Genomic DNA, 19,116 nt, shown 5'->3' on the forward strand with positions numbered 1-19,116 from the left:
CCGGCACGGCTCGCGGGCGGAAACGGCACGGCTCACGGGCGGAGACTGCCGCGCCCGCAGGGGGAACCGACAGGCCCGCAGGCGCAGGCGACACGACCCACGGGCGAAGCCGCGCACGGCCTGCAGGAGGAACCGGCACCGCTCACGGGCGTAGGCGACACGGCCCACGGGTGGAACCGGCCGCGTCTGCAAGATGGATCGGCATGGGATCACGGGCAGAGGCGACACGGTCTACGGGCGGAGCAGGCGTGCGCCCTGCAGGAGGAACCGGCACGGACCGCGGGCGGAACCGGCACGGACCGCGGGCGGAGACAGCACGGACCGCGGGCGGAGACGGCACGGCTCATGGGCTGAGACAGCACGGACTATGGGCGGAGACGGCACGTACCGCGAGCGGGAAGGGTGGGGGCGGAGGAGCGGGCGGGCGGAGGAGCGGGCGGGCGGAGGAGCGGGCGGAGAAGGACGACGGCGGGGGTGGGGGCCGCGGGGGCGCATCGCGCGAGAGGCGCGCTGCGGCCGGGGAAGCGGGGAGGTCGCGGTGCTCGGCGGGGCCGGGGCAGCCCGTATCTCCGAAAGAGGGTGAGGGGGACGCCCGGCCTTGGCCCGGGGGTTCGCTCAGCAGGCCATCATCTCGGGGGTGACGGCGGCTTCGGTGTCGGGGATGCCCAGGTCGCGGGCGCGTTTGTCGGCCAGGGCGAGCAGACGCCTTATGCGTCCGGCGATCGCGTCCTTCGTCAGTGGGGGGTCGGCGAGGGCGCCCAGTTCCTCGAGGGAGGCCTGGCGGTGTTCGAGGCGCAGCCGGCCGGCGCTCGTCAGGTGGTTGGGGGCCTCGTCGGCGAGGATTTCCAGGGCGCGGGTGACGCGGGCGGCGGCGGCGACCGCGGCGCGGGCCGAGCGGCGCAGGTTGGCGTCGTCGAAGTTGGCCAGGCGGTTGGCGGTGGCCCGGACCTCGCGGCGGACCCGGCGTTCCTCCCAGGCCAGCACGCTGGAGTGGGCGCCGATGCGGGTGAGCAGCGCGGCGATCGCGTCGCCGTCCTTGATGACGACCCGGTCGACACCGCGGACCTCGCGTTCCTTGGCGGTGATGCCGATGCGCCGGGCGGCGCCGCGCAGCGCCAGGGCGGCCTCCGGGCCGGGGCAGGTGATCTCCAGGGCGCTGGACCGGCCGGGCTCGGTGAGCGAGCCGTGCGCCATGAACGCGCCGCGCCAGGCCGCCACCGCGCAGCACACGTTCGCCGACACGACGTGCGGCGGCAGGCCGCGCACCGGGCGGCCGCGCACGTCGAGCAGGCCGGTCTGGCGGGCCAGGGCCTCGCCGTCCTTGACGATGCGCACGATGTAGTGGCTGCCCTTGCGCAGGCCGCCGGAGGCGAGCACGTGCACCTCGCTGGGGTAGCCGTAGACGTCGGCGATCTCGCGGCGCAGCCGGCGCGCGACGGCACCGGTGTCGAGCTCGGCCTCGACCACCACCCGGCCGGAGACGATGTGCAGGCCGCCCGCGAACCGCAGCAGGGCCGCCATCTCCGCCCGACGGCAGCACGGCTTGGGCACGTCGACCCGGCTCAGCTCGTCCTTGACCGCTGCCGTCATCGCCATCGTGTCGTCACCTCATGCGCCGTTCGTGATCAGTGTGTGCCGCGGTACGCCTGTACTTAACGAGCGGCGCCCAATACTGGCACCAGTGCAACGCCCAACGACTCAGGATCATGCCTCGGGCTGCCGTCCGCAACGGCCAAGGGTGCCAACACCAGATGGGCACCGAGGGTTTCGGCCGCGCGCCGAACCGGCTCAGGTTCACCCACCCACTTCGTGTCGGCGAGCACCGTGTCGGCCCGGAAAGCGGGGAGATACCAGGTCAGGGCGGCCAGGTGGTCGGCCACCGACAGGCCCAGCGTCTCGTTGTCGGCGGACAGGTTGAGCGTCACCAGCTTGCGGGCGGCGCTGGTGACGATCGCCTCGGCCAGCCGGGGCGTGAGCAGATGCGGCAGCACACTGGTGTACCAGCTGCCGGGACCGAAGATCAGCCAGTCGGCGTCGCGGATCGCGTCGAGGGCCTGCTCGCAGACCGGCGGGTCGGCCGGTTCGATGCGGACCGCCTCGACGTGCCCGAGCGCCACCGCGACCGCGTGCTGGCCCCGCACCGTGACCATCTCGCCGGGCCGGGCCGGATCGGCGCCGAGCACGTCGGCCTCGATGCCGACCGCGTGCCGGGCCATCGGCAGCACCCGGCCGTGCGCCCCGACCAGGGACGCGGCGTGGTCGAGGGCGGCCACCGGGTCGGCCAGCATCTCCATCAGCCCGAGCAGCAGCAGGTTGCCGACGGCGTGGCCGGCGAGCGAGTCGCTGCCGGCGAACCGGTATTGCAGCACGTGCGCGGTCAGCTGCCGGGCGGGATCGTCGTCGGCCAGCGCGGCGAGGGCCTGGCGCAGGTCGCCCGGCGGCAGCAGGGCGTCCCGTTCGGCCCGCAGCCGGCCGCTGGAGCCGCCGTCGTCGCCGACCGTGACGACCGCGGTGATGTCGAGTTCCAGTTCCCGGGACGCGCGCCGCAGAGCACGCAGCGAAGCGCCCAGACCGTGCCCGCCGCCGAACGCGACGACCCGGACGGGCGTCACTCCCGCCCCAGGTCGCGGTGCGAGGGGTGGGCGGACAGGCGCATGTCACGCAGCTGCGCGGTCAGTTCCTCGGTGATCGCGACGCTGCGGTGCTTGCCGCCGGTGCAGCCGACGGCCACCGTCAGATAGCGCTTGCCCTCCCGCTCGAAGCCGGGCGCGGTCGAGGCGATCAGCGACGCGTAGTTGCTGACGAACGCGTTGGCGCCCTCCTGGTCGAGCACGTACTTGCTGACCGCGTCCTCCAGGCCGGTGTGGTCGCGCAGGTCGGGCACCCAGAACGGGTTGGGCAGGAAGCGGGCGTCGAGAACGTAGTCGGCGTCGGGCGGCAGGCCGTACTTGAAGCCGAACGACAGCACCGTGATCCGCAGCCGCCGCACGTCCTCGCCGCCGAACAGCTCCTCGACCCGGCGGCGCAGCTGGTTGACGTTGAGGTGGCTGGTGTCGATGATCACATCGGCCTGCTCGCGGGCCTCGGCGAGCAGCTGGCGCTCGGCCGCGATGCCGTCGGCGAGCCGGCCGTCGCCCTGCAGCGGGTGCGACCGGCGCACCGACTCGAACCGGCGGATCAGCACCTCGTCGTCGGCGTCGACGAACACCACCCGCGGCGAGAAGCCGCGTTCCTTGAGCGCGCGCACCGCGCCGGCCAGGTCGGTGGAGAAGGCTCGGCTGCGCACGTCGAGCACCATCGCTGTACGCCGCGCCGCCCCGCCGGCCTGGAACGCGAGCTGAGCCATGTCCAGCATCAGCGCCTGCGGCAGGTTGTCCACCACGTAGAAACCCACATTTTCCAGGGCCCGGGCCACCGTGCTGCGCCCGCCGCCGGAAACGCCGGTCACGACCACCAGGTCGGTGGTCACCTCGTCCGGGTCCACAGCGCCAGCCGTGAACTCCGGCAACGACTCCGTCACGCACGCCTCCCGCGTCGCTTCGCTCGCCCTCGCGAGCGACACAACATCCTAGGCCGAACCGGTTGCCCCGATCCGGACCCCGTCCACTATTCGGGTCAACAGGTCAGCCGGAGCAGTTAATCCGTTTTGTCGTCGGACATGGCCGCTCGCACCGCCGACGTCTTGACCGGCGCCGGCGGCGGCACGCTGCTCCCGGCCCGCCTGCGCGTCGCCCCCGGCCGGGTGCGCCCCGCCCCGCCGGCGGGAACGGACCCCTCCGGTTCGGCCTCGGTCCCGACCTCGGCCGGCCCGCTCGACGCCGGGTCCCGGGTGGGTTGCCCGCCCGCGCCGGGCGGCATGTCTCCGCCGGCCGGGGACTCCGCGCCGGACCGGGTGTCTCCGCCGGCCGGCGATTCCACGCCGGGCTGGGGGTTGCCGGGCTGGGGGTTGAGGGTGGCGAGCAGCGTCTCGGCGGTGCGCTTGCCGACGCCCGGCACCTCGGTGATCTCCTCCACAGTGGCGGCGGCGAGACGCTTCAGCGACCCGAAATGCCGCAGCAACGCCTTGCGCCGGGTCTCCCCCAGCCCCGGGATGTCGTCGAGCTGCGAGCCGGTCATCCGCTTGGACCGGCGCTGCCGGTGGAACGTGATGGCGAACCGGTGCGCCTCGTCCCGGGCCCGCTGCAGCAGATAGAGGGCCTCGGAGGTGCGCGGGAGGATCACCGGGAAGTCCTCGCCCGGCACCCACACCTCCTCCAGCCGCTTGGCCAGCCCGCACAGCGCGACGTCGGTGATGCCGAGCTCGGCGAAGACCTCGGCCACGGCGTTGACCTGCGGCTGTCCACCGTCGACGACGACGAGCTGGGGCGGATAGGCGAAGCGGCGCGGCTTGCCGGTCAGCGGATCCACGCCGGGCAGCTCGTGCGGGGCGGGCTCGCCGTCGCCGTCGCCGGGGTGGGCCGGATCGCCGGGGTGGGCCGGATCGCCGGCGGCGGCCAGGACCTCGTCGTCGGCCGCGGCGGACCCGGGGTGGTCGCGGGGGGCGTCGGCGCCGGGCTGGGCGCGGTAGCGGGCGAAGCGGCGCCGCATCACCTCGCTCATCGCGGACAGGTCGTCGGTGCCGCTGCCGTCGGCGTTGCCGCGCACCGCGAAACGACGGTATTCGCTCTTGCGGGGCAGGCCGTCCTCGAAGACCACCATGGACGCGACCACGTCGGTGCCCTGGATCTGCGAGACGTCGAAGCACTCGATGCGCAGCGGGGCGGTGTCGAGGCCGAGCGCGTCGGCGATCTCGTCGAGGGCCTTGCTGCGGGTGGTGAGGTCGCCGGCCCGGCGCAGCTTGTGGCGCTGCAGTGACTCGCCGGCGTTGCGGGCCACCGTCTCCATCAAGGACTTCTTGTCGCCGCGCTGGGGCACACGCAGTTGCACCCGGCTGCCGCGGTGGTCGGAGAGCCAGTCGGCGAGGGCGTCGGCGTCCTCGGGCAGGGCCGGCACGAGCAGTTCGCGGGGCACGTCGCCCTCGCCCTGCTCCCCGCCGTACATCTGCGAGCAGAAGTGGTGGACCAGGTCGGCGGTGCTGAGGTCCTCCACCTTTTCCACCACCCAGCCGCGCTGGCCGCGGACCCGGCCGTCGCGCACGTGGAACACCTGGACGGCGGCCTCGAGGGGGTCCTCGGCGAACGCGACCACGTCGGCGTCGGTGCCGTCGCCGAGCACCACGGTCTGCTTCTCCATGGCGCGGCGCAGGGCGGCGATGTCGTCGCGCAGCCGGGCGGCCCGTTCGAAGTCGAGGGACTCGGAGGCCCGCATCATGTCGCGCTCGAGCCGCTTGACGAAGGAGTCGGTGCGCCCGGCCATGAAGTCGCAGAAGTCGTCGACGATGGCCCGGTGCTCCTCGGCGCTGACCTGGCCGGTGCAGGGGGCGGAGCACTTGCCGATGTAGCCGAGCAGGCACGGGCGGCCGATCTGGCCGGAGCGCTTGAAGACACCGGCCGAGCAGGTGCGGGCCGGGAAGACCCGCAGCAGCAGGTCGAGGGTCTCGCGGATGGCCCAGGCATGCGAGTAGGGCCCGAAATAGCGCACGCCCTTGCGCTTGGCGCCGCGCATCACCTGCAGGCGGGGGTATTCCTCGTTGAGCGTGACGGCGAGGAACGGATAGGACTTGTCGTCGCGGTATTTGACATTGAACCGGGGGTCGAACTCCTTGATCCAGCTGAACTCCAGCTGTAAGGCTTCAACCTCCGTGCCGACCGTTACCCAATCGACGGCGGCGGCGGTCGTCACCATCTGCTGCGTGCGAGCGTGCAGCGACCAGGTGTCCGCGAAATAGGAGTTCAGGCGGTTCCGCAGATTCTTCGCCTTGCCGACGTAGACCACACGGCCGGTCTGGTCGCGGAAGCGGTAGACGCCGGGCGATTCGGGGATCGTTCCGGGCGCCGGGCGGTATGTCGACGGGTCTGGCACGGGTCAACAGTAATGCTGGGGTCTGACATGATTACCCGACCGGAGGTCCGTTGCCGCCGCCACGGCGTCGGACCTCCGGCCGCTTCGTTTTCTCAGGCCTTGACGATGTTGTCGCCGTCCACCTTGACCTTGGTCTCGGCGAGGGCCTTGGTGGCCGGGCCGGTGGTCGGTTCGCCGGTGTCGATGGAGAATTTGCTGCCGTGGCACGGGCAGGTGATCACGCCGCCGTCCACCTTGCTGACGTCGCAGCCGGCGTGCGTGCAGACCTTGCTGAACGCCTTGAACGTACCGGCCTTCGGCTGGGTGATCACGAGGTCGCCGGAGATGATGCCGCCGCCCTCGGGGATGTCGGCCGTGGACGCGAGGGCGCTGCCACCGGTCGCGCCCGCGGTGCTGCCCGCCCCCGCCGTGCTGCCGGCTCCCTCGGCACTGCCGGCCGGGGCCGGCTGGTTGGAGAAACCGGAGCCGTTCGTGTTGGTGGTGCTGGTGCCGCAGGCGGCAAGCACAGCCGTGGTGCCGAGTGCGCCGGCACCGAGCAGGACGAGCCGGCGGGTCGAGGCCGTGGCCGGACGGCCGGGCGGCTCCTCGGCGGGAAGCACGTTGTCGGTCCTCGTCTGCACGTCTGTCATCGGTTAGCCCTCCAGTGCATGTCCGCGAGAGTGGTCACGCGGCGTCCCAGGTATGTACGCGGTCGCGGCCGAGCCGGTTCAGGCTTTCCGGGAAATTGTCCGCCCGTGCGGCGGCGCTTTCTCCGGTTTTGGACGCCTTCGCCCGGCGCCTTTGCCGGATGTCTACACCTATGACCCGGACGCCGATCGAGCCTATGGGGCCCGACCGGCGCCGTTGCTATGAGTCACCTGTGATCTTGCTGGAACTTTACGCTTCAACCAGCTCTCACACCGCGGCCTTCGCCTTCGCCCGGGTCGCCCGGGGCTTGGCCGGTGCTTTCGCGGCCGCCGGCTGACCGTTGGCCTTGGCCGCCCGGGCCGTCGCCGCGGTCGCGCCGGCCGGCTCGCCGTCGAGGCCGAGCATGTTCCGCAGGTATTGCCCGGTGTGGCTCTCCGGCACCTCGGCCAGCTCCTCCGGCGTGCCGGTGGCCAGCACGAGACCGCCCTTGCTGCCGCCCTCGGGACCCATGTCGATCAACCAGTCGGCGGTCTTGATCACGTCGAGGTTGTGCTCGATGGTGATCACCGTGTTGCCCTTGTCGACCAGGCCGTTGAGCACGATCAGCAGCTTGCGGATGTCCTCGAAGTGCAGGCCGGTGGTCGGCTCGTCGAGGACGTAGACGGTGCGGCCGGTGGACCGCTTCTGCAGCTCGGAGGCGAGCTTGACGCGCTGCGCCTCGCCGCCGGACAGGGTCGGCGCGGGCTGGCCCAGCCGGACGTAGCCGAGGCCGACGTCGACGAGGGTCTTGAGGTGCCGGTGGATGGACGTGATCGGCTCGAAGAAGGCCGCGCCCTCCTCGATCGGCATCTGCAGCACCTCGGAGATCGTCTTGCCCTTGTAGTGCACTTCCAGGGTCTCCCGGTTGTAGCGGGCCCCCTTGCACACCTCGCACGGGACGTAGACGTCCGGCAGGAAGTTCATCTCGATCTTGATGGTGCCGTCGCCGGCGCAGTTCTCGCAGCGGCCGCCCTTGACGTTGAACGAGAACCGGCCCGGACCGTAGCCGCGCACCTTCGCCTCGACGGTCTCGGCGAACAGCTTGCGGATGTTGTCGAACACCCCGGTGTAGGTGGCCGGGTTGGAGCGCGGGGTGCGGCCGATCGGCGACTGGTCGACACCGACCACCTTGTCGACGTTCTCCAGGCCGCTGATCCGGGTGTGCCGGCCCGGCACCATCCGGGCACCGTTGATCTGGTTGGCCAGCACCGTGTAGAGGATGTCGTTGACCAGGGTCGACTTGCCGGAGCCGCTGACCCCGGTGACGGCGATGAACTGCCCGAGCGGGAAGGCCACGTCGAGGCCCCGCAGGTTGTGCTCGCGGGCGCCCTGCACCACCAGCTCGCGGCCCTTGGTCTGGGGGCGGCGGGTGGCCGGGGTCGGGATCGACTTGCGGCCGGACAGATAGGCGCCGGTCGGCGACTTCTGGTTCTTCAGCAGGCCCTCGACCGAGCCGCTGTGCACGATCTCGCCGCCGTGCTCGCCGGCGCCCGGGCCGATGTCGACGATCCAGTCGGCGGTGCGGATGGTGTCCTCGTCGTGCTCCACCACGATCAGCGTGTTGCCCAGCTTCTTCAACCGCACCAGGGTCTCGATGAGCCGGTGGTTGTCGCGCTGGTGCAGGCCGATCGACGGCTCGTCGAGGACGTAGAGCACCCCGACCAGGCCGGAGCCGATCTGGGTGGCGAGCCGGATGCGCTGCGCCTCGCCGCCGGACAGGGTGCCGGCGCCGCGGTCGAGCGACAGGTATTCCAGGCCGACGTCGACGAGGAACCGCAGCCGGGCGTTGATCTCCTTGAGCACCCGCTCGGCGATCATCTTCTGCCGGTCGTCGAGCTCGATGGTGGCCAGCAGCTCGGCGCAGTCGCCGATCGAGAGGTTGCAGACCTCGGCGATGCTCTTGCCGGCGATCGTGACCGCCAGCACCTCGGGCTTGAGGCGGGTGCCGGAGCAGACCGGGCACGGCACGTCGCGCATGTAGCCCTCGTACTTGTCGCGGGACCAGTCGCTCTCGGTGTCGTTGTGCCGGCGCTCGATCCACTGCACCACACCCTCGAACCCGGTGTAGTAGGAGCGCTCACGGCCGTACTTGTTGCGGTAACGGACGTGGACCTGGTCCTCCGAGCCGTACATGATCGTCTTCTGCGCGCGCGACGGCAGCGACCGCCACGGGGTGTCGATGGAGAACTTCTCGCTCTTGGCGAGGGCCTCCAGGATGCGCAGGAAGTATTCCTGGGTCTGCCCGCCCGACCACGGCTGGATGGCCCCGTCGCGGATGCTCCGCTCCTCGTCGGGGATCAGCAGCTCGGGGTCGACCTCCTTCTTGGTGCCGAGGCCGGTGCACTCGGGGCAGGCGCCGTAGGGTGCGTTGAACGAGAACACCCGGGGCTCGAGGTCCTCGATCGCCAGCGGGTGGTCGTTGGGGCAGGCGAGGTGCTCGGAGAAGCGCCGCTCCCGGGCCGGGTCGTCCTCGGCCAGGTCGACGAAGTCGAGCAGGACGATGCCACCGGCCAGGCCGAGCGCGGCCTCGACCGAGTCGGTCAGGCGCTGCTTGCTCGACGACTTGACGCTGAGCCGGTCGATCACCACCTCGATGGTGTGCTTCTCCTGCTTCTTGAGCTTCGGCGGCTCGGTGAGCGGGTGCACCACGCCGTCGACCCGGGCCCGCGCATAGCCCTTGGCCTGCAGCTCGGCGAACAGGTCGACGTATTCGCCCTTGCGACCGCGGATCACCGGGGCGAGCACCATGAACCGGGTGCCCTCGTCCATGGCGAGGACCCGGTCGACGATCTGCTGCGGGGTCTGCTTGCTGATCCGCTCGCCGCAGACCGGGCAGTGCGGGATGCCGGTGCGGGCGAACAGCAGGCGGAGGTAGTCGTAGACCTCGGTGATGGTGCCGACGGTCGACCGCGGGTTGCGGGAGGTCGACTTCTGGTCGATCGAGACGGCCGGGGACAGACCCTCGATGAAGTCGACGTCGGGCTTGTCCATCTGCCCGAGGAACTGCCGCGCGTACGACGACAGCGACTCGACGTATCGCCGCTGACCCTCCGCGAAGATCGTGTCGAACGCGAGGCTGGACTTGCCCGAGCCGGAGAGCCCGGTGAAGACGATCATCGCGTCGCGAGGCAGGTCGAGGTTGACGTCGCGCAGGTTGTGCTCGCGCGCGCCTCGAATAATCAAACGGTCGGCCACCAGCCAGCCTCTCCGTACAGGTGTTTGAAACGAGCCGCGGCAACTCTAGCCATGGGGTATGACAAGTTTTCGCCGGAACCGGCCCTCGTAGGTGCAGCGCCTCTCACATGCCGCACATTCCCGCACTTCAGGCGGCCTAAGCTCACCCCTCTGAGTGAACGGGCAGATACCGTACGTCCCAGATCTCGACGCCGCCGACCAGTTGCGGCTGACCCAGCGTCTCGACGAGCAGGGCCCGGAGCACGTCGACGTTCTTGTCGTGCGGCACGAGCACGACCACGGCCGCCCGCCAGTAGGTCAGGTCCTGCTTGAAGCGGATCTTCATGCCCTCGGTCACCGTGGGCAGCTTGCCGCTCTCCCGCACCTGCCACAGCAGCCGCGACGTCCACCGCGGCGGCGCGTTCCACGAGCCGGTGTCATCGGTGGGCGGGTTGGCCGGGCCCATGAAGTAGCCCCGCGGGGTGGCGTAGCCGAAGTTGTTGAGCGCGGCCCAGCGCTGGCCGGTGCGGCCGGTGGTGACGTCCGGCAACGGCACCGTGACCAGGGTGCGGTCGTCCGGCACGTACTGCTTGTAGGTGCCGGCGGTGATGAACTCCGGCAACGGCTCGGCGCCGACGATCGGCAGCGGTTTCGGGGCGAGCGGCACCATCGCGAGCACCAGGCCGGCGACGAACAGGCGCCGCCCGGTGACCGACATCCGCGGCATCCGGTCGGCGGCCAGCGCCAGCAGCACCCCGGCGATGAAGGTGGGCACCATCGCGAACCGGGTCACGCTCACCAGGTCGATGATCGGCACGTGGCTGACCAGGCCGAACGGCAGCTTGATCGAGGTGTCCTCGCCGTAGACGCGCAGTCGCGGGCCGAACGAGATGAGCAGCAGCACCAACGCCGAGATCGCCGCCGCGCGGGCCGCCACCGACCGCCGCAGCACGATCACCGCCACGATGATCATGACCAGCCCGAACGGGCCGTAGAACGTGTTGTCCTCGGTCGCGCTGACACTCATGTGCCGGGTCAGCGCCGCGTTCCCGGCAAGCGACTGACGGGCGAACCCGACCACCGAGTAGAGGTCGGTGACGAACATGTCCGGCGCGAACGGCTGGCCGTGGTAGTGGCCGCGGTGGAAGAACTGGAAGTACAGCGGGTAGGCCAGCAGGGCCCCGGAGACCACCGCCGCGACGCCGAGACCGGGCAGCAGATGCCGCGCGTCACGCAGGGCGGGACGCGGTCGCATGGCCGCGTACGCGACGACGAAGACGGCCAGCGCGAGGGCGGCGAACAGCAGCGCCTCCTCGTTGATGAACACCTGCACGACGATCAGCGCGGCCAGGATCAGGCCGCCGCGGACGGCCCGGCCGGGCTCCCGCAGCCGCAGCACCTGCAGCACGATGAACGGGATCACGAAGTTGCTGACGAAGTTCACGTGCCCGTTGGCGTGCGACACCATGGCCGGCGAGAAACCGCACCACAGGCCGCCGATCCAGGCCGCGACCCGGCTGCTCACCAGATGCCGGGACAGCACCCAGTACCAGGCCCAGGCGGTGCCGGCGAGTCCGGCGGTGATCAGGAACGCGACCGAGACGCCGCCGCCGAGGAAGTGGGTGACCGGCGCCATCGGCAGACTCAGGGCCAGCAGCGCCGTGTTGGCCATCATGTTGACGCCGTCCGGCACGTTCAGCCGGTAGGTGTAGAACGGGTTGTCGCCGTTGAAGACGACCCGCTCGGCGTGCCCGAGGAAGAACAGGAAGATGCCGTGGTCGTCGTCGTTGCTGGCGAGCACCCGGCCGTTCGGGTCGCGCCAGAGCTGGACCATGACGACCAGCGACAGGCTCACGTAGCTCAACAGCGACCACAGGTCCGCACGCCGGCGGGGCGCCGTTACCTTCTCCTGCGGCTCGGGGGCCGCCGTTTCCTCGACGACCTCGTCCACCGCGCGCATCGCAGCATTCTTGCAGAAGGGCGCTTCACGTACGGCGTCGGCGTTGACCGGCGGCCGCGACCGCCCGGGACTGCTTGCGCGCGCTCTCCACCTCCACCTCGTGGTGCAGCTTGCGCCAGCTGGCCAGCCGGCGGGGGGCCAGCGAGCCGTTCTCGACGGCGGCGGTGACCGCGCATCCCGGCTCGGCGCCGTGCCCGCAGTCCCCGAACCGGCAGTGCGCGGCCAGCTCGGCGACGTCGGCGAAGGCCCGGTCGAGCCCGCCCGCCGTGTCGAGCAGGCCGACGCCGCGGATGCCGGGGGTGTCCAGGACCGCCCCGCCGCCGGGCAGCGGCACCAGGTTGCGGTAGGCGGTGGTGTGCCGGCCCTTGCCGTCGGCGTCCCGGATCGCCTGCACCGGCATCACGGCGGTGCCGGTCAGGGCGTTGACCAGGGTCGACTTGCCGGCCCCGGAACGGCCCAGCAGCGCGAGGGTGCGGCCGCCGGTCACGTACGTACGCAGATGGTCGATCCCGGCCGACCGCCGGGTGCTCACCGCGACCACCGGCAGGCCCGGCGCGAGCTCGGCGAGCTGCCGGACCACCGCGTCCGGATCCCTCGAGGTGTCGCACTTGCTCAGCACGAGCAGGGGTTTCGCGCCCGACTCCCAGGCCAGGGCGAGCAGCCGTTCGACCCGGGCGGAGTCGGGTTCGGGGTGGATCGGCTCGACCACCGCGACCGTGTCCATGTTGGCGGCCAGCAGCTGGCCGGTGGCGTCCTTGTCGGAGGTGCGGCGGATCAGCGCGGTGCGCCGGGGCAGCACCGACTCGATGGTGACCCGGCGGTCCGGCCATCGGCGGGTGACCACCCAGTCACCGGCACACGGCAGGTCGACCGGGTCGTTCGCGGCGGCCAGCAGCACGGCGCCGGCCAGGGTGGCCCGGCTCACGCCGCTCTCGCCGAACACGGTGCAGACCCCGCGGTCGGCCCGCAGCACCCGGGCGGGCGCGGCGTCGGATCGGTCGAACGGACGGTACGAGGATGCGAAAAGGTCATCCCACCCGAGGCGGGACAGATCGTGCGACATGACAAAAGCCCTTTACGGCAAGGGAGGGCGCTAGGCGCAAGCCTCCGGGTGAAGGGACGCAACACGGTCGTAGAGCACGTTCCTCACCTCCCCGCGAGTCGATCGGCGCGTCTGCACACAGACGGTACGACTGCCCGCTGCGCGGCGAAACCGAATTCCGTGCCGATAGGCTGAGCGCCGTGACCATGGATCCGCTGGTGCTGCTCACCGACGTCGACCAAGCCACCGAGGCACTGATCCGGACGGCGTCGGACCTCGACCCGACGGTGGTGTCGACACCCTCGCTGCTGCCCGGCTGGACGGTCGGGCACGTGCTCACCCACGTCGCCCGCAACGCCGACGCCCTGACCCGGCTGCTCACCGGCGCCCGCACCGGCACCGCCGCCGGGGCGTACGCGCCGGGCCAGCGCGCCGAGGAGATCGAGGCCGGCGCCGACCGGCCGCTGCGCGAGCAGATCGCCGACATCCGGTCGTCGCACGACCGGTTCGCCGACGCGTGCGCGGCCATGCCGGCCGAGGCCTGGCCGTTCCGCCTGGAGTTCATCGGCATGTCGGCGGCCGGCATCCCGTGGATCCGGCTGCGTGAGGTCGAGGTGCACCACGTCGACCTGGCCCTGGGCCACACCCCGGCGGACTGGTCCGACGCGTTCGCGCTGCGCCTGCTCAAGGAACTGGTCACGGGCTCGCGAGGCCCGGCCATGGTGCTGCGGCCGTTCGGCATCGAACACGCCCTGACCATCGGCGACGCCGCCGGCGCGCCGGTCGTCTCCGGCCCGACCAAGTCGATCGCCGCGTGGCTGGCCGGCCGGGGCGACGGCGCCGACCTGACCGTCTCGCCCGAGGGCGAGCTCCCGACTCCCACGAGATGGACGTGACCATGCCCTACACCGGAGACGTCACCCGCGGCGGCCCCGCCGCGACCCGCGCCCTCGAGCACCTGAGCATCACCAAGCTGTCGGTCGGCCCCATGGACAACAACGCCTACCTGCTGCGCTGCGGCGACGACCAGGTGCTCATCGACGCCGCCAACGACGCGCCCGCGCTGCTCGAGGTGATCGGCGCCGCCGGCCTGAGCGCGGTGCTCACCACCCACCGGCACGGCGACCACTGGCAGGCCCTGGCCGCGGTGGTCGAGGCGACCGGCGCCCGCTCCCTGGCCCACACCGCCGACGCGGCGGAGATCCCGGTGGTCACCGGCACCCTCGACGACCGCGACAAGGTGCCGGTCGGCGACTGCGAGCTCGAGGTGATCCACCTGGTCGGCCACACGCCGGGCTCGATCGCCCTGCTCTACCGCGACCCGAGCGGCCACGGCCACCTGTGGACCGGGGATTCCCTGTTCCCCGGCGGTGTCGGCAACACCCAGAAGGACGAGACCCGCTTCCGGTCCCTGATCGACGACGTCGAGCACAAACTGTTCGACCGCCTGCCCGACGACACCTGGTTCTACCCGGGCCACGGCAAGGACTCGACACTCGGCGCCGAGCGCCCGCACCTGGCGGAGTGGCGCGAACGCGGCTGGTGATCGCGCCGCACAGGTGGCCGGGCTCGAGCGGAGCGGCCGACGCCGTCCCGGGCGCCACCACGACGGCCGCCACAGTGGAGAGCAGAACGGCGAACGCTCCCGAACTGACTATGCAACAGAACCGGGGTCGGCCGGTGTAATCAGGGTGTGCGGGGATTTCCGGGGGCCGACTTCGAGGCCTATGTGCGTGCGGTCGGTCCTGGGCTGCTGCGGTTCGCCCACGTGCTGACGCTGCAGCGGGCCGAGGCCGAGGACCTTGCCCAGGAGACGCTCATCCGGGTGGGACTGGCCTGGTCGCGGGTGCGGCGGGACGGCAATCCGGTCGGCTACGCCCAGCGCACGCTGCTCAACCTCTTCCTCAACAACCGGCGCCGGCGGGCCGACATCCCGGTGGCGGCGGTGCCGGAGCGCGGGGCGCAGGACGGCCGGCTGGCGGCGGTGGACGCGGCCGATGGCGTACGCGATCTGCTGGCCTCCCTGCCGGTGAAGCAACGGGCCGCGGTTGCCATGCGTTATGTCCTGGATCTGCCCGATGAGCAGATCGCCGAACTGCTCGGGTGCAGTCCGCAGACGGTCCGCTCGCAGGTGTCGCGCGGGCTGGCGGCCTTGCGCGCCCAGGAGGAGCCGAGATGAGCTGGGATATTCCGGTCACCGAAGGCTTTATCAGGAAAGTCCATGAGGGCGTACGCCGGCGCCGGCGGGCCCGACGTGCGGCGGTCGCGGCCGGAGTCGCCGTGCTGGGCGTGACCGGTGGGGCGGCGCTCATCACGGTGGACCGCACGACGGACCGGACGCCACCGCCACCGGCGGCGGCCCCCGCGATCGGTCCGCTGCTCGACGGTTTCGCGATCAGCTGGCTGCCCACCGGCACCGTCCGCACCGGCACCGACAGCTACTTGCGGCGCGGGCTCACCGACACCGGACCGGACGCGTTCACCGTCACCAGCCGTCGCTTCGACCGGGGGGTCGGGATCGGGATGTGGGTGAGCGTGCTGCGTCCCGATCCCGGCGTGGACGACGCCGACGTGGCCGGCTGGGCCGCCGACGGCAAGCAGAAGGAGAAGACCTTCGCGGTGCCGGCCGGCACCGCCTGCCTGATGGCCGACGGCACCGGGCGCGGAGCGGTGATCACCACCCCGGGCGGGGTGGTGATCACCGTCGAGGCGAACGGCGCGTTCACCGCGACCGAGGTCGAGTCGGTCGCGCGCGGGATCGCCCCTTAACCGACGCCCTGGACCGCGTCCTCCAGGACGTGCAGGCCGGCCCCGAACTCGACGATCTCGTCGGTGCTCCACCCGCTGGCGTCCCAGATCTGGGCCTGGAGCCAGATCCCGTTCGGCTGCTTCACCCACAGGTTGCGGGAGTCACCGCCGCCCTCCGGAGTGTTGATCACACCCGGCTTGCCGGCGACTGTGATGTTCGTACCCGCCGGGGTCTGCTTGTCGTCCTTCGACTGGAGCATCACCGCGATCTTGCCGACGAAGTTGTTGATCTCCTTGTCCTTCGTCCCGATCGGGGCGAAGGTCAGCACCGTGTCGCTGGCGCCCTGCAGCTCCCAGCCGGCCGGCACCTTGTCGATCGTGAAGCCCTTCGGCTGCTCGCCCTGGTAGGCGACGAGCTTGGTGGTGACCACCGGCTTGCGGGCCGGGGCGGTGGCCGGGGCGGCCTGCTGGGCCGGGGACGTGGTGGCCTGGTCGTTGGTTCCGTAGGAGACCACGGCGGCCAGCGCGGCCACGGCGAAGACCGACGCGCCGGCCCCCCGCACCGCACGGCGGCGGCGCAGGGCCCGCTTGGCGCGGGTGAGATCGGTGTCCGCCTGCTGGGCCGAGGTTGCGCCGGCCGAACCGGCGATCATGGACAGACGGTCTTGCAGATCCTTCATCGGATCACTCCTGTCAGCGGAAGTTGCATGACCTCCCGGAGCCGGTCGAGGGCTCGGGCGGTCTGGCTCTTCACCGTTCCCTCGGAGCATCCGAGGGCGTCGGCGGTGTCGGCGACGTCCAGGTCGTAGAAGTACCGGAACACCAGCGCGGCCCGCATCCTCGGCGGCAGCCCGCGCAACGCGGTGCGTAGCCCCTCGGTGCGGTCGTCCGGGTCCGGCGACGGGGCGTGCGCGCGGTCCGGCAGCTCGGCCACCGGCCGCTCGTGGCGGCGCCACCACCGGCGTTTCTCGTCGGTCAGGGCGTTCACCAGGGTGCGGCGCAGATAGCCCTCCGGGTTGTCCGCGCGCCGGAACGCCGGCCAGGCGACATACAGCTTCGTCAGGGTGGCTTGGACCAGATCCTCGGCCAGATGTCCGTCACCCGCGGTCAGCAAGGTCGCCGTACGCACCAACCCGGCGCGCTTCTCGAGCACGAAGCTGTGGAACTGCTCGTCACGCTGCGTCATTCACGGGCCCTCCTTCGCTCTCACAGCCACTTGACGATCCGCGGTCGGGAAGGGTTGCACGAGCGAAGATATACAGTTCCGCAAATCCGGGTGAAACAGCGGCTACTTAGCGTGCTTGCATGGCCGACATCACCTCGAGCACGCCAAAGGACCTGGTCGAAGCCGCCGGCATGCCGGTCGGCAGCGGCGTCATCAGAGCGGGGTACGACCCCCGGCTCACCAACGAGGATCTCGCCCCGCTGGAGAACCAGCACTGGGGGTCCTACAACATCTTCGCGTTCTGGATGTCCGACGTGCACAGCGTGGGCGGCTACGTGACGGCGGGCAGTCTGTTCGCCCTCGGGCTGTCCAGCTGGCAGGTGCTCGTCTCGCTGGTAGCGGGCATCACCATCGTCTACTTCTTCTGCAACCTGGTGGCGAAACCGTCGCAGGCCACCGGAGTGCCCTACCCGGTGATCAACCGGGCGGCGTTCGGGGTGCTCGGGGCGAACGTGCCGGCGATCATCCGGGGGGCGATCGCGGTCGCGTGGTACGGCATCCAGACGTACCTCGCCTCGGCGGCCCTCGATGTGGTGGTCCTGAAGATCTGGCCGGGGCTCAGCCCGTACGCAGATGTGGATCTTCATGGGTTTCTGGGGTTGCCGCTGCTCGGCTGGTGCACCTACGCGATTCTGTGGGTGCTGCAGGCGGCGGTGTTCTGGACCGGCATGGAGACCATCCGCAAGTTCATCGACTTCTGCGGCCCGGCCGTCTACGTCGTGATGTTCGTGCTCGCCGGTTACCTGATCTACAAGGCCGGCTGGGGTTCGATCAACCTGTCGCTGGGTGACGTGAAGTATCACGGCTGGGACGCCGTCCCGGTCATGCTGGGCGCGATCGCCCTGGTGGTGTCCTACTTCTCCGGGCCGATGCTCAACTTCGGCGACTTCTCCAGATACGGGCGGTCGTTCAAGGCCGTCAAGACCGGCAACCTGCTCGGGCTGCCGCTGAACTTCCTGATGTTCTCGATCCTGGTCGTGGTGACCGCCTCGCTGACGATCCCGGTCTTCGGTGAGCTGATCACCGACCCGGTCTCGACGGTGGCGCGCATCGACAGCACCTTCGCGATCGTGCTGGGCGCGCTCACCTTCACCATCGCCACGATCGGCATCAACATCGTCGCCAACTTCATCTCGCCGGCGTTCGACTTCTCCAACGTCTCCCCGCAGCGGATCAGCTGGCGGGCCGGCGGCATGATCGCGGCGGTCGGCTCGGTGCTGATCACCCCGTGGAACCTCTACAACAACCCGGACGTCATCCACTACACGCTGGAGACGCTGGGCGCGGCGATCGGCCCGCTGTTCGGGGTGCTGATCGCCGACTACTACCTGGTGCGCAAGCAGCGGGTGGACGTGGACGACATGTTCACGATGGCACCCGAGGGGCGGTACTGGTACAGCAAGGGCTACAACCCGGCGGCGATCATCGCGACCGCGACCGGCGCCGTCATCGCGGTGATCCCGGTGCTGGCCACGAACGCTCCCGGCATGCACACCACCGCCCAGTACAGCTGGTTCATCGGGATGGGCCTGGGCTTCCTGGTCTATCTCACGCTGGCCACCCGTTTCGAAGTGGCGGCGAGGAGCCGGGTCTGATGCGCATCCGGGTCGTCAACCCCAACACGACGGAGTCGATGACCGCGCTGATCGAGGCGAACGCCCGGGCCGTGACCGGTCCGGGCGTCACCCTCGACGCGGTCACGTCCACGATGGGCCCGGCGTCGATCGAGAGCCACTACGACGAGGCCCTGGCCGTTCCCGGGCTGCTCGCGGCGATCACCGCGGGCGAACGGGACGGCGCCGACGGTTACGTGGTCGCCTGCTTCGGCGATCCCGGGCTCGACGCCGCCCGCGAGCTCACCGACGCCCCGGTGATCGGCATCGCCGAGGCCGCCATGCACGCGGCCACCCTGGTCGGGCGCGGGTTCAGCGTGGTCACCACCCTGGCCCGCACCCGGGGCCGGGCCTGGGACCTCGCCGCCCGCTACACGCCGGCGGGAGCCTGCCGCGGGGTGCACGCCTGCGACATCCCGGTGCTGGCCCTGGAGAACGACCCGACCGTCCGGCGGCGGGTCGTCGACCTGGCCCGCCGGGCTCTGGCCACCGACGGCTCCGACGTGATCGTGCTGGGCTGCGCCGGGATGGCCGGGCTGTGCGCGGCGGCCACCGCCGAACTGGGGGTGCCGGTCATCGACGGGGTCGCGGCCGCGACCGTACTCGTGCAGGCGCTCCTGACCTTGAAGGTCGGCACGTCCGGCCACGGCGAGTACGCCCCGCCGCCGCCGAAGCCCTACATCGGGTTACTCGAGGTCTTCAACCGGACAAAGTGACGACACGATCC

The 19,116-nt window shown here is 71.1% G+C and carries 16 protein-coding genes; 6 read left to right on the forward strand and 10 right to left on the reverse strand.

Annotated elements, in window-relative coordinates; all coding sequences use genetic code 11:
- Positions 1-615: 615 nt before the first annotated feature.
- The 8 genes from whiA to rsgA form a co-directional block, all read right to left on the reverse strand.
- Positions 616-1,596 carry a DNA-binding protein WhiA gene (whiA, locus tag Afe05nite_RS36715; protein WP_203821919.1) on the reverse strand — a complete coding sequence of 327 codons (981 nt, stop codon included), beginning with the start codon at positions 1,594-1,596 and terminating at the stop codon, positions 616-618.
- A 56-nt stretch (positions 1,597-1,652) separates the two neighbouring features.
- Positions 1,653-2,612, reverse strand: a complete 960-nt coding sequence (locus Afe05nite_RS36720) for a gluconeogenesis factor YvcK family protein (protein ID WP_203821920.1) — start codon at positions 2,610-2,612, stop codon at positions 1,653-1,655.
- On the reverse strand, positions 2,609-3,520 hold the full coding sequence (gene rapZ, locus Afe05nite_RS36725; protein ID WP_438869517.1) for an RNase adapter RapZ: 912 nt from the start codon (positions 3,518-3,520) through the stop codon (positions 2,609-2,611). The genes Afe05nite_RS36720 and rapZ overlap by 4 nt, the downstream gene beginning before the upstream one ends.
- Positions 3,521-3,636: 116 nt before the next feature.
- Positions 3,637-5,961, reverse strand: a complete 2,325-nt coding sequence (gene uvrC / locus Afe05nite_RS36730; RefSeq protein ID WP_203821921.1) for an excinuclease ABC subunit UvrC — start codon at positions 5,959-5,961, stop codon at positions 3,637-3,639.
- A 92-nt stretch (positions 5,962-6,053) separates the two neighbouring features.
- On the reverse strand, positions 6,054-6,590 hold the full coding sequence (locus Afe05nite_RS36735) for a Rieske (2Fe-2S) protein (protein ID WP_203821922.1): 537 nt from the start codon (positions 6,588-6,590) through the stop codon (positions 6,054-6,056).
- A 265-nt stretch (positions 6,591-6,855) separates the two neighbouring features.
- A complete protein-coding gene (uvrA, locus tag Afe05nite_RS36740) occupies positions 6,856-9,822 on the reverse strand; it encodes an excinuclease ABC subunit UvrA (RefSeq protein WP_203821923.1) in 2,967 nt (988 codons plus the stop codon).
- A 142-nt stretch (positions 9,823-9,964) separates the two neighbouring features.
- Entirely contained in the window at positions 9,965-11,761 is a 1,797-nt protein-coding gene (locus Afe05nite_RS36745) for a hypothetical protein (RefSeq protein ID WP_203821924.1), read from the reverse strand.
- A 25-nt stretch (positions 11,762-11,786) separates the two neighbouring features.
- The gene (gene rsgA / locus Afe05nite_RS36750; RefSeq protein WP_203821925.1) at positions 11,787-12,824 is read right to left on the reverse strand and encodes a ribosome small subunit-dependent GTPase A; all 1,038 of its coding nucleotides are present in this window, start codon (positions 12,822-12,824) and stop codon (positions 11,787-11,789) included.
- A 179-nt stretch (positions 12,825-13,003) separates the two neighbouring features.
- Here rsgA and Afe05nite_RS36755 point away from each other — a divergent pair, with 179 nt between their 5' ends.
- The 4 genes from Afe05nite_RS36755 (at position 13,004) to Afe05nite_RS36770 (ending at position 15,572) form a co-directional block, all read left to right on the forward strand.
- Complete coding sequence (locus Afe05nite_RS36755) at positions 13,004-13,699, forward strand: maleylpyruvate isomerase family mycothiol-dependent enzyme (RefSeq protein WP_203821926.1); 696 nt, start codon at positions 13,004-13,006, stop codon at positions 13,697-13,699.
- Between the two features lie 2 nt (positions 13,700-13,701).
- Positions 13,702-14,349: an MBL fold metallo-hydrolase gene (locus tag Afe05nite_RS36760; protein ID WP_203821927.1), complete on the forward strand. Its 648-nt coding sequence runs from the start codon at positions 13,702-13,704 to the stop codon at positions 14,347-14,349.
- Between the two features lie 183 nt (positions 14,350-14,532).
- Positions 14,533-14,982, forward strand: a complete 450-nt coding sequence (locus Afe05nite_RS36765; RefSeq protein WP_438869537.1) for a sigma-70 family RNA polymerase sigma factor — start codon at positions 14,533-14,535, stop codon at positions 14,980-14,982.
- Positions 14,979-15,572 carry a hypothetical protein gene (locus Afe05nite_RS36770; RefSeq protein WP_203821929.1) on the forward strand — a complete coding sequence of 198 codons (594 nt, stop codon included), beginning with the start codon at positions 14,979-14,981 and terminating at the stop codon, positions 15,570-15,572. Before Afe05nite_RS36765 ends, Afe05nite_RS36770 begins: the two co-directional genes overlap by 4 nt.
- On the opposite strand, the gene Afe05nite_RS36775 is transcribed toward Afe05nite_RS36770, so the two are convergent.
- A complete protein-coding gene (locus Afe05nite_RS36775; protein WP_203821930.1) occupies positions 15,569-16,231 on the reverse strand; it encodes a hypothetical protein in 663 nt (220 codons plus the stop codon). The genes Afe05nite_RS36770 and Afe05nite_RS36775 overlap by 4 nt on opposite strands.
- Entirely contained in the window at positions 16,228-16,737 is a 510-nt protein-coding gene (locus tag Afe05nite_RS36780; protein ID WP_203821931.1) for a SigE family RNA polymerase sigma factor, read from the reverse strand. Before Afe05nite_RS36780 ends, Afe05nite_RS36775 begins: the two co-directional genes overlap by 4 nt.
- Positions 16,738-16,856: 119 nt before the next feature.
- On the opposite strand from Afe05nite_RS36780, the gene Afe05nite_RS36785 reads away from it, so the two are divergent.
- The gene (locus tag Afe05nite_RS36785) at positions 16,857-18,371 is read left to right on the forward strand and encodes an NCS1 family nucleobase:cation symporter-1 (RefSeq protein ID WP_203821932.1); all 1,515 of its coding nucleotides are present in this window, start codon (positions 16,857-16,859) and stop codon (positions 18,369-18,371) included.
- Entirely contained in the window at positions 18,371-19,105 is a 735-nt protein-coding gene (locus Afe05nite_RS36790; RefSeq protein ID WP_203821933.1) for an aspartate/glutamate racemase family protein, read from the forward strand. The genes Afe05nite_RS36785 and Afe05nite_RS36790 overlap by 1 nt, the downstream gene beginning before the upstream one ends.
- The last annotated feature ends 11 nt before the right edge of the window (positions 19,106-19,116 follow it).

The organism is Paractinoplanes ferrugineus, from assembly GCF_016862195.1.
Lineage (GTDB): Bacteria > Actinomycetota > Actinomycetes > Mycobacteriales > Micromonosporaceae > Actinoplanes > Actinoplanes ferrugineus.